We start from the raw sequence: 15269 nt of genomic DNA, 5'->3' as shown, positions 1-15269 counted from the left end.
GTCATCGGTGATTGTAGTAAATGACCACTAATTCTCAGATTGGTTTGATCCGTTCGTCGACTTGAGATCAGCAAGTTCTGCCTGTACCTCAGCCAATTGCGCTTCCAGCTGTGCAACTCGCTGCTGTGCCTTGACCTGAACCGTGACGTCTTTCTGCACCCCGACAAAATAGGTTTGTCCGTCGTGCGGGTTTTTTACCGTGGAAAGCGACAGTTCGTTCCAGAACGGGGTGCCGTCCTTGCGGTAATTCCTGAGAATTTCCCGGCAGGAAGCGCCATTGTCCAGCGCTTGGCGAATCAATGCGAGGGCGGGCTGATCCCGGTCTCCTGCCTGCAAAAAACGGCAATCCTGATAGAGGATTTCTTCGCTCGTATAGCCCGTCAGGCGTTCGAACGCCGGGTTTACGTAAATCAGGATGTTGTCCTGCTCGCCTTCCTTTTCGGCAATCACGATGCCGTCGTTGGACGCGTCGATCACCATTTGCAGCAGTGAGGCATTGATCATCGCAGAGTCCTTTGCGTATTGATGGGTACGCTGCATTCTAAAAGATCAATGAGGGCTGTGCTGTTAATATCTCGGCCTTTTACTCAGCTTCAGGATCAGATTGATGAAAGTCGCCATCCTTTCCGGCTCGGTGTACGGCACGGCCGAAGAAGTCGCCCGCCACGCCGCAAGCCTATTGAACGCCGCCGGTTTTGAAACCTGGCACAACCCGCGCGCGACACTTGCCGATGTTCAGGCTTTTGGCCCGGAAGCATTTCTGGCGGTGACTTCGACCACCGGCATGGGTGAGTTGCCGGACAACCTGCAACCGTTGTATTCGACGATTCGCGATCAATTGCCCGCCGCCTGGCGTGGCTTGCCGGGTGCCGTTATCGGGTTGGGCGACTCGAGTTACGGCGATACGTTCTGCGGTGGCGGTGAGCAAATGCGTGAGTTGTTCGGCGAACTGGGCGTGCATGAAGTGCTGCCGATGTTGCGTCTGGACGCCAGTGAAACGGTAACGCCGGAAACCGACGCCGAGCCTTGGCTGGCGGACCTGGTCAGCGCTCTGCGGGGCTGACCGGCTTTTATTGGCGGCAGTGTTCTGACATGGATCCAGGCTCCCCCGCGCACTGACTCGCTCGGCCACCAAGCTGGCTGCCAATGCAACTAGCCGATCTCCGGGGGCTGACTAGACTGCTGTAACGTCAGTGAACATTAAGAACCCAGAACAATAAAAAGAGATCCTTGCCGTGAGCGTAACTCCCTTCCAGTCGCTACACAGTCTCCAGGATAAAGTCAGTGCCGCCGAGTGGCAGACCCGCGTCGACCTGGCGGCCTGTTATCGTCTGGTCGCCCTCCACGGCTGGGACGATCTGATCTTCACGCACATTTCAGCCAAGGTGCCAGGCACTGAAGACTTCCTGATCAACCCGTTCGGGATGATGTTCCATGAAATCACCGCGTCGAGCCTGGTCAAGGTCGATCAGGCCGGCAACAAATTGATGGACAGCCCCTACGAGATCAACCCGGCGGGTTACACCATCCACAGCGCGGTGCATGAAGTCCGGCATGACGTCGTGAGTGTACTGCATACCCACACGGCGGCGGGCGTGGCGGTATCGGCTCAGAAACAGGGCATTTTGCCGATCAGTCAGCAGTCATTGTTCGTCCTGTCCAGCCTGGCTTATCACGCCTACGAAGGCGTGGCACTGAACCATGAGGAGAAGGCGCGGCTGCAAGCCGACCTGGGTGAAAACAATTTTCTGATGCTGCACAACCACGGTCTGCTGACCTGTGGCGGCACCATCGCCGACACGTTCCTGATGATGTTTACCTTTCAGCGCGCCTGCGAGATTCAGGTGCTGGCGCAGAACGGTGGCGCGGAGCTGATCGCCATCGAACCGCAGATTCTGGCGGGCGCCAAGGCGATGATCGCCGGCGTCACCAAAAGTGCTCAAGGGATGGGTGGCGCGCTGGCCTGGCCGGCGCTGCTGCGCAAACTCGATAAACAAGACCCGGGTTATAAACTCTAAATGGCACTCGCCGAAATTCCTCTGTGTGTCTGGCGTAAACGCGGCCAGACGTTCGTCTTCCGCGGTCAGACTATCCGCTATTGGGCAGCGGGACAGGGCGAGCCGCTGTTGCTGATCCATGGCTTCCCGACCGCCAGCTGGGACTGGCATTACCTGTGGCAGCCGCTGGCGCAGCGCTATCGGGTGATTGCCTGCGACATGCTCGGCTTCGGCGATTCGGCCAAACCGGTGAACCACCATTACAGCCTGCTGGAACAGGCCGATCTGCAACAGGCGTTACTGGCGCACTTGAACGTCGAGCAACCTGTTCACGTGTTGGCACACGATTATGGCGACAGCGTTGCCCAGGAGCTCTTGGCCCGGCACTACGAAGCACGCGCTCATATCGCCAGTTGCGTGTTCCTCAATGGTGGATTGTTTCCCGAAACCCATCGCCCGGTGTTGATGCAAAAACTCCTGCTAAGCCCCTTGGGCTGGATGATCGGGCTAGCTTTTACCCGTGACGCTCTGGTGAAGAGTTTCAAGCAGATTTTCGGTCCGCAGACCCGGCCCACCGAAAGTGAGCTGGATGATTTCTGGAGCCTGGTCGACAGCAATCACGGGCAGCGGATCATGCATAAACTGATCGGTTATATCCCGCAGCGACGGGTCCAGCGTGAGCGTTGGGTCAGCGCCATGCAGCGTGGCGAGATACCGCTGCGATTTATCAATGGCGAGGTCGACCCGGTTTCCGGCGCGCACATGGTGGCGCGCTATCGGCAACTGATTCCCGCCCCGGACACTGTCCTGCTGTCCGAGATCGGCCATTACCCACAGATCGAAGCGCCGGCGCAGGTGCTCAAGCACTATCTGGAATTTCGCGATCAGTTGATTTCACCGCCGCTCAAGTTGGCGTGTTCCTGACTATCCCGCTGCCTTATCGCGCACCATTCAGCCGCCCCCGTGTTCATTGTGACCGGCAGCTCTGTGCCTGACACTCACACTAATAGTCCCTGGCCTGCTGGAGTTCCCCATGAATGAGTCTGTGCGCTTCGAAGATAAAGTCGTGATCGTCACCGGTGCGGGCGGCGGCTTGGGGCGAGCGCATGCATTGCTGTTCGCAAAGCAGGGCGCCAAAGTGCTGGTCAATGATCTCGGCGGCTCGGCTCAGGGTGAAGGCGCCAATGCATCGGCGGCCGATCGGGTGGTGGCGGAAATTCGTGAAGCGGGCGGCATTGCCGAGGCAAACCATGACTCCGTCACCGACGGTGACAAAATCGTCCAGCACGCCCTCGATACGTTCGGTCGTATCGATGTCGTGGTGAACAACGCCGGCATCCTGCGCGACAAGACCTTTCACAAAATGGACGACAGCGATTGGGACCTGGTTTACCGCGTTCACGTCGAAGGCGCCTACAAGGTCACTCGCGCCGCCTGGCCACACATGCGTGAGCAAAACTATGGCCGCGTGATCTTCACCGCGTCGACCTCGGGCATCTATGGCAACTTCGGCCAGTCCAACTATGGCATGGCCAAACTCGGCCTCTACGGCCTGACCCGCACACTGGCTATCGAGGGCCGCAAGAACAACATCCTGGTCAACGCCATCGCCCCTACCGGCGGCACCCGCATGACTGAAGGCCTGATCCCGCCGCAAGTATTCGAGCAACTCAAACCGGAACTGGTCAGCCCATTGGTGGTGTACCTGGCCAGCGAGCAATGCCAGGAAACGTCGGGGCTGTTCGAGGTCGGTGGCGGCTGGATGGGCAAGGTGCGCTGGGAGCGCAGCCTGGGGGCCGGGTTCGATCCGCGGGTCGGTTTCTCGCCGGAGGATGTGGCGGCGCATTGGCAGCAGATCTGCGATTTCGAAGGCGCGGCGCATCCGAAGGACAACATTGAGGCGCTGAAGGAAATGATGGAGAACTTGCAGAAGCATTCCCTCTGATTGCGCGACATCTGGCGGGGCTTGCCTGAGTCCCGTCATCTCCCCCCGATTGCTTCCTGCCTGAAAACCTTTCGCCCATAAAAAAGGCCGCTGCAAACGCAGCGGCCAAAGTAAGACGTGGATCCAGGAGCTACAAATCAACGTCAGTGAACACAGGGCGATGAGTCGAAAAAATACGCTTCAAATCATCTGGATTCTGTCGCCAACGGGGTGGTCTATCATCCCCGTTCTTTGTGCTTTCGGGCCGTTTTCCGTGAAAGCCGGACAAGAATAAGATATTGATCACAAAGGAAAAATAGCGATTTCAGACATGCACTGTTACAGTCTTGGCAACAGTCTTCGGCTGACCTTTTGTAACAGCTGCCGTTAGCTGCGCCAGCTGTTACACATCCAACTTCAATCATGTCCCATGCACTGCACTGATAACCCTCCATCCAGCCCATCCATACCCCGCGCAAAACCCCGCCCCATGCGGGGCTTCATCCTTTGGAGGTACATCGCGAATACCTCCTTGGTGCGCTTATCGCTCCCGGCGAGCGGCAGTAGGGTGGGGCCTTCTGTCACTCACCGGGGAAGACGCATGACAAAAACAACAATGCGCGCCATCTTCAAGCCGCAAGCGCTGGCCGCTGCGGTGGCCTTGGGCTGCTGTGCCCAGGCGCAGGCCGTTTCATTCAACATCGGCGAAATCGAGGGGCAGTTCGATTCCTCGTTGTCCGTCGGCGCGAGCTGGGGCATGCGCGATGCCGACAAGTCGCTGGTGGGTACCGTCAATGGTGGGACAGGCCAATCCTCGACCGGTGATGACGGACGCCTGAACTTCAAGAAAGGTGAAACCTTCTCCAAGATCTTCAAGGGCATCCACGACCTCGAATTGAAGTACGGCGACACCGGCGTGTTCGTCCGTGGCAAGTACTGGTACGACTTCGAGCTGAAGGATGAAGACCGCGAGTTCAAGCAGATCAGCGACAGCGGTCGCAAGGAAGGCGCCAAGTCTTCCGGGGCGGAGCTTCTCGATGCCTTCGTTTATCACAACTATTCCATCGCCGATCTGCCGGGCACCGTACGTGCCGGTAAACAGGTGGTCAGCTGGGGTGAAAGCACTTTCATCGGCAATTCGATCAACAGCATCAACCCGGTCGACGTTTCGGCGTTCCGGCGTCCCGGCGCGGAGATCAAGGAAGGCCTGATTCCGGTCAACATGCTGTTCGCTTCCCAGGGCTTGACCGATCAACTCACGGTGGAAGGTTTCTACCAACTGGAGTGGGATCAGACGGTTCTCGACAACTGTGGCACCTTCTTCGGTAACGACGTGGTGGCGGACGGTTGCAACAACAACTACACCGTCGGCAGCCCGGCGATTGCTCCGTTGGCACCGCTGGCGGCAGCCTTTGGCCAACCTATCCAGGTCACCCGTGAGGGCGTGATCGTGCCCCGTGGCGGTGACCGTGACGCACGGGATTCGGGGCAGTGGGGCGCGGCTTTGCGCTGGCTCGGTGACGACACCGAATACGGCCTCTACTTCATGAACTACCACAGTCGCACACCGACCGTCGGCACCACCACCGCCGGGCTGTCGACACTGGCCAGACTGCCGGGCATGGTCAGCGCCGCCAACCGTCTGGCTCCGGGCAGCGGTGCGGGCCTGGCCCAAAGCGTGATGCTCGGGCGCGGCCAGTATTACCTCGAATACCCGGAAGACATTCGCCTGTACGGTGCGAGTTTCTCCACCACGTTGCCCACCGGTACTGCCTGGACTGGCGAAATCAGCTATCGGCCTAACGCTCCGGTGCAGGTCAACACCAACGACCTGACCCTGGCGTTGCTCAACCCGATCGCCGGCGGCGCGGCATCGCCTGTAGCGACCCGGCCTGGCGCCGACAATACCGGTTACCGCCGCAAGGAAGTGACCCAGGTGCAAAGCACCCTGACGCATTTCTTCGATCAAGTGCTGGGCGCCCAACGGCTGACCCTGGTCGGTGAAGCGGCGATGGTCCATGTCGGTGGTCTGGAGCCGCGGAGCAAGCTGCGTTACGGCCGTGATTCGGTCTACGGCCAGTACGGTTTCGGTGGCGATACCGACGGCTTCGTCACCTCGACCTCCTGGGGCTACCGTGCCCGGGCGATCCTCGATTACGCCAACGTGATCGGCGGGATCAACCTCAAGCCCAACCTGTCCTGGTCCCATGATGTCGCCGGCTACGGCCCCAACGGGCTGTTCAACGAAGGCGCCAAGGCGATTAGCGTCGGTGTCGATGCCGACTACCGCAACACCTATACCGCAAGCTTGAGTTACACCGACTTTTTCGGCGGGAATTACAACACCCTGACCGACCGCGACTTCCTGGCGCTGAGCTTCGGCGTGAACTTCTGATCTGGCTGAGAAGGATGATGTTAATGCGCAAGATGATTCTGCAATGCGGCGCCCTGGCACTGAGTCTGTTGGCCGCCAACGTGATGGCTGCGGTCTCGCCGGAAGAGGCCAATAAGCTCGGCACCACCCTCACGCCGCTGGGCGCCGAGAAGGCCGGCAACGCCGATGGTTCGATCCCGGCCTGGACCGGTGGCATCCCGAAAAACGCTGGCGCGGTCGACAGCAAAGGCTTCCTGGCTGACCCGTTCGCCAGTGAAAAGCCGCTGTTCACCATCACCGCTGCAACGGTCGACAAGTACAAGGACAAGCTTTCGGACGGGCAGGTGGCGATGTTCAAGCGCTACCCGGAAACCTACAAGATTCCGGTCTACCCAACCCACCGTACTGTGGCCGTGCCGCCGGAAATCTACGAGTCGGCCAAGCGCAGCGCGCTGAACGTAACCAGCATCAACGACGGTAACGGTCTGGCCAATTTCACCGGCAATCGCTACTACGCGTTCCCGATTCCGAAGAATGGCGTCGAGGTGCTGTGGAACCACATCACCCGTTACCACGGCGGAAATCTGCGACGGATCATCACCCAGGTGACGCCGCAGACCAACGGCAGCTACACACCGATCCGCTTTGAGGAAGAGATCGCCGTACCGCAATTGATGAAGGACCTGGACCCGGAAAAAGCCGCTAACGTGCTGACGTTCTTCAAGCAGTCGGTGACCGCGCCGGCACGGCTGGCGGGTAACGTGCTGCTGGTGCATGAAACCCTCGACCAGGTGAAAGAGCCGCGACTGGCGTGGATCTACAACGCCGGTCAACGTCGCGTGCGCCGTGCACCGCAAGTGGCCTACGACGGACCGGGCACCGCCGCTGACGGCCTGCGGACTTCGGATAACTTCGACATGTTCTCCGGTGCGCCAGATCGCTACGACTGGAAACTGATCGGCAAAAAGGAAATGTACATTCCCTACAACAGCTACAAACTCGACTCGCCGAGCCTCAAGTACGATGACGTGGTGAAAGCCGGGCACATCAACCAGGACCTGACCCGCTACGAGTTGCACCGGGTCTGGGAAGTGGTCGGTACGGTCAAGCCAAGTGAGCGGCACATCTACGCCAAACGCCACATGTATCTCGACGAAGACAGCTGGCAAGTGGCGCTGGTGGACCACTACGACGGTCGCGGCCAACTGTGGCGAGTGGCCGAAGGTCACGCCCAGTACTACTACGATCACCAGACTCCGGCCTACACCCTCGAGGCGCTCTACGACATCATTGCTGGCCGATACATTGCCCTGGGAATGAAGAACGAAGAGAAGCACAGTTTCATATTTGGCTTTGACGCCAAGGCTGCCGACTACACACCGTCGGCTCTGCGCGCCGAGGGCGTTCGGTAAGGGTTTTGATACATTGGCATCACAAAAGGCGACCGGTGGGTCGCCTTTTTTATGGGCGCCAATCAGCGCGCTGAATACCTCTCAACAAGCGGGTTGGAGAGGGTTAGGGTTGTCGGACAATTATAAAAAGGCACGCTGCAATGACCGCCATGACCCTGTGTCTGGACCGTTCTGGATTCCTGCCCCGCCTGTCCTCTCATCACCTGTCGCGGGCTCGCTTGACCGAGCCGCTACTGACCTCAACGGCCCGGGTGAAATTACTCTGCGCCCCCGCCGGCAGCGGCAAGAGTGCGCTGCTCGCCGAGTGCCTGTTGCGGGCGCCATCCCAGTGCCGGGTGCATTGGCTGCCCTTGTCTGGTGGGGTGTCGAGCGTGGCCGATTTTCGTCATCGTCTGGCTGAGGCGCTGGGGTTGGCCTCGTCGGGCGAAACCGAATTGCTGAGCAATCTGGCGCGATTGCAGACGCCGACCTGGCTGTTCCTCGATGACTACTGCCGTCTGCCGAGCCCGGAGCTGGACTCGTTGCTGGATCGCATGTTGGCGATCGGCAGCCCGATGCTGACCTGGTGGCTCGGCACTCGCCGCCGGCCGCAATGCAACTGGCCAAGGTTGCTGCTCGATGATGAGTTGTATGAGTGCGAGAGCGCTTCGCTGGCTTTTACTACAGGTGAAGTGGAGCAGCTGTTGCGTCCCTGGGTGCCGGATCAGGCCAACAAGGTGGCCAGTCGGGTCATCCAGCGCACCGGCGGCTGGTGTGCCGGTGTGCGGATCGCGCTGTTGCAGAAGTGCGACTGGTCGCGTCAGGACAACCTCCAGGGACGGGCGGACACCTTGCTCGATTATCTGGAGCACGAGTTGTTCAGCTCGCTGACGCCTGAGTTGAGTGAGGCCTGGCGCGTGCTGGCCCACTTGCCACGTTTCAATGCCCGACTGTGTGATCACCTGTTTGGGGCCGGGGAGGGCGCGCAGTACCTGAAGACCTTGCAAGTACTGGGTTGTTTTATCGAACCCTGGCGCGACTCCACCGACTGGCTGCAGGTGTTCACCCCGTTCACCCAATTGCTGCGCGATGAGCAATGGCCGGCCGGACGCTCCTGGCATCGGCGGGCCTGCCAGTGGTTCTGCGCCGAGCAGGACTGGAAGTCAGCCTTCGAACAGGCATTGCTTGCCGAGGAATACGAAGTGGCGGTCAGCCTGTTGCAGCACTTCAGTTTCGAGCATCTGTTCGAGGAGCAGACAGTGGTGCTGTTGTTGCGTCTGCATGAGCAACAAGGCGAGGAGCTGATGCTCGGCTCGCCGCAATTGATCGGGTTGATCACGGCGGCATCGTTGTTTGCGGGGCGGTTTGAGCAAGCGGCCGATTGCATCGAACACCTGTCGCGCTTTACCCCTCAACCGTCGGCGTTCTTGCAGCGGCAACTGATTGCCCGCTGGCAGGCTCAGCAAGGCTGGTTACTGCACTTGCAAGGGCGTATGGAGAGCTCGCGCGCGCATTTTCTCGACGCCCTGAGCGAGCTCGGTCCTGACTTCTGGACCGTACGCTTGATGTGCCTGTCGGGTTTGACTCAACAGGCACTGCTCCGGGGCGAGCTTGATGTCGCGCAGTCGCTGAACCGTGAGGCGCTGTGTCTGGCGCGAGCACAAGGCTCGCTGGTGCTAGAAGGGCTGCTGGAGCTTGATCATGCGCAATTGCTGGAGCAGCGCGGAGCTCCCCTGCGCGCGGAAAGCCTGCTCGCCAATATCCATGAGCTGCTGTGTCAGCGTTCTGAGCGGCCGGTCCCGTTGCTGGGGCGAATCGCGTTGCGTCGGGGTCGGCTGGCCCTTTGCCGGGGGCAAGATGAGCGTGCCGCCGAATTCTTCCAGGCCGGGCTGGAGGATTGCCTGCGCAGCCATGACAAACGTGTGCTTTACGGGTTTCTCGGTCAAGCACAACTGGCGGCCAATCAGGGGGACTATGGGCAAGCCTTTGTCCGGCTGCGCGATGCCGAGCGATTGATGCAACAGCGGCAGATTCCAGACACTGTTTACCGTGGCGTACTGTTACAAGTCAGCAGTCATTTCTGGTTGCAACAGGGGCGTGCCGAACTGGCATGCGAGGCCTTGAGCCGAGTGCTCAATCACTATCGCGGGCCGCAAGCGCGACAGGCCCCCCCGGCCACTCTGGAGCTGATTCCGCGCATTGAATATTTGTTGATCATTGCCAGGCACCGGGCAGAGCCGGATGCCATCGATGCTGCACCACAACTTGAGTCGTTGATAAAACAGGTGCAGGCGCGCGGAATGTTCGCGCTCGCCACCGAATTACAACTGGCCCTGGCCGAAGTGCTGTGGTGTGAGGGTCACACTACGAAGGCCATTGATGTGTTGCAGGAGGGCCTTCGCAACGTTGCGCGGTATGAGGCACTTCAAGTGCTAAGTGAGTTGCGCCAGCGTCAGCCGTCATTGTTACACGACGCGCAGGCTTCCCTCTTGTCTTGTGATCAACTTTGCAATCGTGCGGATGCAACAGAAATATTAAGCCAGCGTGAACTGCAAGTGCTGAAGCTGATTGCACTCGGTCATTCCAATCAAGAAATTGCCGACTCATTGTTTATTTCATTACATACCGTTAAAACCCACACTCGGCGCATACACGGAAAATTGCGGGTCGAACGCAGGACGCAGGCGGTGGCTAAGGCCAAGCTGTTAGGGTTGTGGGATTGAATCTGAAAATAAGGTGGTCAGTAAAATTGCTATGGAAGTTTCGGTGTTACATTGGGTTTAAGTTGTAAATAGTTGGTATTGCTTAACTGCTTTGGTGTGTTGTTGTCTTGGACTACTTTTGCTGACGTAAATTTTTCTACGTTATTCAAAACACCAAGGGCAACAAAATGAATATGATGAATAAATATCTGCCTATTGATGTCGGCAGTCGTCCGCAATGGCTTGAGCGTGCCAGCGTTAATGAACAACTGCACTTTGGCGAGCTGGAACAACAGTTAATCGCAAGTCAAGCCGATCTGGACAAACAACTGGGAAGTCATGCCAGTGTGCAGGCTTACGCAAAAAATGTGGCCAGCCAACTGTTGCAGTTGGAGCTTGGCAGCACGCTGGACCCCGACAACCTGATGACCATCAGCCGTTACGTCTTCGATGTGGCCGGGAAGCGAATCACGCAAGAAGACAGGCGTTCTCTGACGGATTTGCTGCTGTGTGGCCTGCACGAGGAGGGGCGGCGGGGATCGATCACGTTTGAAGGTGAAAGTCTTCCTTCCGGATTAAACCAGCAATGGTTGGAGGAAGTGATGAACGAAGACGTGCGTGCCGCCTACGGTGCTGCATACCGGTCTGTGTTCCAGCGCAGTGAGGTGGTCACCACCATGGTCCGTATCACCCGGGATCAATTGTTGCTGAGTGCCTTTGGCGCGAAGCTACAGGGGCATCTCGACGACACCAGTCTCCAACGGGTGCAACAGGCGGTGGACGGGAATGCGAACCTGGTGATCGCGCCCTTACAGCTGCGTGACGATACTCGCCCACTCCTGGAACTGGTTGCCATTGGCAGCCGCAGCCCCAGCCTGGACGACTGGCTGCTGTATGCTCCCGATTCGCCTGGCGGTCAGGATTGGTATCAATTGCCCTCCCTTAGGCAATTGAGCTTTGAAATCGGTGGTTGGACGGCAACGTCCGAGGGGAGCGACTATCTGCTATGGCATTCCCACGCGCTGGATCGTGAGGCCATCAGCGGTTACATGAACCAGATTTCCAAACTGCCCAATCTGTGGCGTGGCGTGGCTCTTGCGCCTACCCCTTACACTGGGGCCGAAGTGCTGAACTCCGTTGTTTTCAATCATCGGGCCTGGCTCGTGGCCCAGGAAGAAAGCCACACCCCCTATGGTTATCGGACCGCTACACAGCAGCAGCGCCAGCACCTCACCCGGATGAACTGTGAACTGCGGGCAATGAAAACCATTGAAGTGCGTGAAGGCGGGTTCATCAGTTATGAGCGTTTTTGCCATCAACTGATCAAACAGCAGATTGAAGAAGTTCTGCTGTCCAGAGGTGAAAAAGTCGCTATCAACCCTGACCGGATTTTCGTGGAATACGAACGGGGTCAACAGATAACCCTGACCCGACTGATCGCCGACGAGGTACATTTTTATTCTGACAACGCGGCCCGGGATGGCGTCCCGCGTTTCACGGAGGCCACTGACCATCCACCCCTCACCAAACTCTCCATTCACGACATTGCCGCTTGGTCGCGAACGTTGCGCCCGGGTGAAAAGTACATCGACATGTTGCGTGCAACGCACATCGACCGTCCCAAAGGCTTTTTCAAGCAGCGGTTATACACGGGGATCATGCAGCGCCAGATGAGTGTGGCAATCCTGCAGGCGCTATTCACAGGCCGTCTGGTTCGGGAGCACTTCGATGAGTTGATGAAAGTTGTCACGGCGTTTGACTCTCCGCAACCGGACTGGCCTGTGGGCGAATCGCCTGCCAACGTGCGACACAGTGCTTTGTTCAAACTCCATCTCAAGGGGCACCTGATTGTCGGTGCGTTCGTTTTCAGGCTGCACGTTGCCGGGAAGATCGAGGAATATCTGTATACCCCGGATGCACCGGATGGACGTGAGCTGCGGCCGTTCAAGGATTTCGTGAGTGCGGTGAAAACCCGTGGCCTCGGTGATTACTTCTATAATCGGGCATTTGGGAAATACCAGCCGCAGGTCGGTACTTACCTGACGGATCTCGAGCAGGTCGCCAACTTCACCGAGGCGCCAATATTGGAGAAGAACAGTCGGGTCACGGATTTGTATTGGTGCTATTACGACGTGTTGACCAAGGTCATCTCTGACGTCGACGAGAAAACGCAAAGTCTTGAAGAGATCATCATCAGCCTGGTGAACAGCGCCGTCGTTTCGGCAGTGAGTGTCATCTCTATTGTCTATGCCCCCGTCGGTATCGCATTGAGCGTCGCCTTGTTTACTCAGAATCTGGTGCAAGGTGTTCATGCCTATACCGAGGGCAATCGGACCAAGGCCCTGAAGCATTACGTCAAGGCGGTGATTGAGTTGGCCTCCCTGGCTAAGGGAGTTCGAGGACTGTCGCAGGTTACCAAGTTGCAGAAAGACCTGATCGGTCTGCTGGGTGATGTGTATACCGTGGAAAAAATGTTTGCCGAAATATCCGGGCAGCCTCGATTGCATGAGCGGGCGCTGGAGGTCATTCAGGAGGTTCTCGACGACCCAGAGAGCATCACGAGCAAAACCACGATCGGGTAAGGACAATGGCTGAGCACAGGTATCGCGTCTGATTCAGCGACTGACATCGGCGGGCTGATACCCCATCCGCCAACTCACGGCCCGCGTCGCTGCCAGCAATCGCTGCGCCGCCGGACCGTTTTCGTCAGCGTGAAACAGTGAGGTCGGACCGACGATGGTCATGACCGCCGCTACGTTCCCTGCTGCGTTGAATACCGGTGCCGACAACGCATCCACACCCGGCATTAGCAACCCATGCACATGATGCAGGCCGCGTACGCGGATCTGTTCGCATAAGGCCGCATAGGTCTGATCGTCCGCCAAGACGTGTCCAGTGGCGTCGTGAAGTTCCTGATCGCGCAAGTCCACGGTTTCCCGCTTTGGTAGGTAAGCGCCAAATACCAGGCCAGTGGATGAACTGAGCAACGGCAATACCGAGCCCAATTGCGTGACCACCGTCACCGACCGCACCGCCGGCTCGATGTGCACGACCGTCGCGCCCTGATTACCCCACACCGCCAAAAAACAGGTTTCGTTCAGATCATCGCGCAGTTCGGCCAAGGGCAGGGCGGCGACTTTCAGCACGTCCATACTGTTCAGAGCAGCCAGGCCGACCCTAAGCGCTTCACGACCGAGGCCGTAATGGTTGGTGGCGGTGTTCTGCTCGGCAAAACCGCTGGCGATCAGCGCCTGGAGATAACGGTGAACCTTGCTCGCCGGCATCTGCACGTGTTCGGCCAGGCGCGACAAAGAGGTCGAGGGCGACAGCTCGGCGAGGGCCTTGAGGATGTCAGTACCGACCTCGGCCGAGCGGACTTTCTGTTTATCGTTGTTGCGCGGCGTTTCCATGAAGGCGGTCTGATCCCGGGACGAATGGGCGTCTTTATAGCTTGACGGTCAATACCAATCAAATTACGTTATGCGTAATTGGATTACGATAAAAATAACCCGGGCGTGCCAATACCTCATCGCAGAGCAATTGGCCATTGCCTACTCCCGTTCAGGAGGCTCCATGAACCTCGATTCAACGGCGCCAGCGCTGGCTTATCAGTCAGGCTTTGGCAACGAATTCAGCAGCGAAGCGTTGCCCGGCGCACTGCCTGTCGGCCAGAACTCCCCGCAAAAAGCTCCTTACGGCCTGTACACCGAACTGTTCTCCGGCACCGCGTTCACCATGGCCCGCAGCGAAGCACGCCGGACCTGGATGTACCGCATTCAGCCGTCGGCCAATCACCCGGCATTCGTCAAACTGGATCGGCAACTGGCCGGTGGTCCGTTGGGTGAAGTGACCCCCAATCGCCTGCGCTGGAACCCCTTGGACATCCCGACCGAGCCCACCGATTTCATCGACGGGCTGGTGAGCATGGCCGCCAATTCGGGCGCGGATAAACCGGCCGGGATCAGCATTTATAACTACCGCGCCAACCGTTCCATGGAGCGGGTGTTCTTCAACGCCGACGGCGAACTGCTGCTGGTACCGGAACTGGGCCGCCTGCGCATCGCCACCGAACTGGGCGTGCTGGAGCTGGAACCGCTGGAAATCGCCGTGCTGCCGCGCGGGCTGAAATTCCGCATCGAACTGCTCGACCCGCAAGCGCGGGGCTACGTGGCCGAAAACCATGGCGCTCCACTGCGCCTGCCGGATCTGGGGCCGATCGGCAGCAACGGCCTGGCCAACCCCCGCGATTTCCTGACCCCGGTGGCGCATTACGAAAACCTCAAGCAACCGACCACCCTGGTGCAGAAATTCCTCGGCCAGTTGTGGGGCTGCGAGCTTGATCATTCGCCGCTGAACGTGGTCGCCTGGCACGGCAATAACGTGCCGTACAAATATGACCTGCGTCGCTTCAACACCATCGGCACGGTGAGCTTCGATCATCCGGATCCGTCGATTTTCACCGTCCTGACCTCCCCGACCAGCGTGCACGGTCTGGCCAACCTCGACTTCGTGATCTTCCCGCCACGCTGGATGGTGGCCGAGAAAACCTTCCGTCCCCCGTGGTTCCACCGCAACCTGATGAACGAATACATGGGCCTGATCAAGGGTGAGTACGACGCCAAGGCCGAAGGTTTCGTGCCGGGCGGCGCCTCGTTGCACAGCTGCATGAGCGCCCACGGCCCCGATGGCGAGACCTGCACCAAGGCAATCAACGCTGAACTGGCGCCGGCTAAAATCGACAACACCATGGCTTTCATGTTCGAGACCAGCCAGGTGCTGCGCCCGAGCCGATTCGCCCTGGATTGCCCGCAACTGCAAAACAATTACGACGCCTGCTGGGCCTCGCTGCCCGCCACTTTCGACCCGACCCGGAGATAACCC

The 15269-nt window shown here is 58.7% G+C and carries 11 protein-coding genes; 9 read left to right on the top strand and 2 right to left on the bottom strand.

Features of this window, described 5'->3' with window-relative positions:
- Positions 1 to 27: 27 nt before the first annotated feature.
- Positions 28 to 504: a PAS domain-containing protein gene (locus ACEN9A_RS24955; protein ID WP_258671145.1), complete on the bottom strand. Its 477-nt coding sequence runs from the start codon at positions 502 to 504 to the stop codon at positions 28 to 30.
- Between the two features lie 103 nt (positions 505 to 607).
- Between ACEN9A_RS24955 and ACEN9A_RS24950 the strand changes: the two genes are divergently transcribed.
- The 8 genes from ACEN9A_RS24950 (at position 608) to ACEN9A_RS24915 (ending at position 12970) form a co-directional block, all read left to right on the top strand.
- The gene (locus ACEN9A_RS24950) at positions 608 to 1063 is read left to right on the top strand and encodes a flavodoxin (protein WP_258671144.1); all 456 of its coding nucleotides are present in this window, start codon (positions 608 to 610) and stop codon (positions 1061 to 1063) included.
- 172 nt (positions 1064 to 1235) lie between these two features.
- On the top strand, positions 1236 to 2018 hold the full coding sequence (locus ACEN9A_RS24945) for a class II aldolase/adducin family protein (RefSeq protein WP_258671143.1): 783 nt from the start codon (positions 1236 to 1238) through the stop codon (positions 2016 to 2018).
- Positions 2019 to 2921, top strand: a complete 903-nt coding sequence (locus tag ACEN9A_RS24940) for an alpha/beta fold hydrolase (protein WP_019647680.1) — start codon at positions 2019 to 2021, stop codon at positions 2919 to 2921.
- A gap of 109 nt (positions 2922 to 3030) precedes the next feature.
- A complete protein-coding gene (locus ACEN9A_RS24935; protein WP_258671142.1) occupies positions 3031 to 3942 on the top strand; it encodes an SDR family oxidoreductase in 912 nt (303 codons plus the stop codon).
- 580 nt (positions 3943 to 4522) lie between these two features.
- Positions 4523 to 6316, top strand: a complete 1794-nt coding sequence (locus ACEN9A_RS24930; RefSeq protein WP_258671141.1) for a DUF1302 domain-containing protein — start codon at positions 4523 to 4525, stop codon at positions 6314 to 6316.
- A 23-nt stretch (positions 6317 to 6339) separates the two neighbouring features.
- Entirely contained in the window at positions 6340 to 7707 is a 1368-nt protein-coding gene (locus tag ACEN9A_RS24925; protein ID WP_019647684.1) for a DUF1329 domain-containing protein, read from the top strand.
- Positions 7708 to 7847: 140 nt separating this feature from the next.
- Positions 7848 to 10409, top strand: a complete 2562-nt coding sequence (locus ACEN9A_RS24920; protein WP_258671140.1) for a LuxR C-terminal-related transcriptional regulator — start codon at positions 7848 to 7850, stop codon at positions 10407 to 10409.
- A 167-nt stretch (positions 10410 to 10576) separates the two neighbouring features.
- Positions 10577 to 12970, top strand: coding sequence for a dermonecrotic toxin domain-containing protein (locus ACEN9A_RS24915; RefSeq protein WP_258671139.1), 2394 nt, complete (start codon positions 10577 to 10579; stop codon positions 12968 to 12970).
- A 33-nt stretch (positions 12971 to 13003) separates the two neighbouring features.
- Here ACEN9A_RS24915 and ACEN9A_RS24910 read toward each other — a convergent pair whose 3' ends face one another.
- Positions 13004 to 13798, bottom strand: coding sequence for an IclR family transcriptional regulator (locus ACEN9A_RS24910; protein ID WP_258671138.1), 795 nt, complete (start codon positions 13796 to 13798; stop codon positions 13004 to 13006).
- Positions 13799 to 13961: 163 nt separating this feature from the next.
- On the opposite strand from ACEN9A_RS24910, the gene hmgA reads away from it, so the two are divergent.
- On the top strand, positions 13962 to 15266 hold the full coding sequence (hmgA, locus tag ACEN9A_RS24905; protein ID WP_258671137.1) for a homogentisate 1,2-dioxygenase: 1305 nt from the start codon (positions 13962 to 13964) through the stop codon (positions 15264 to 15266).
- Positions 15267 to 15269: the final 3 nt, after the last annotated feature.

It is taken from the genome of Pseudomonas sp. Pseusp18, assembly GCF_059506005.1.
Note: the sequence above shows the minus strand (reverse complement) of the source record. Positions and strands in the feature narration are given on the sequence as shown.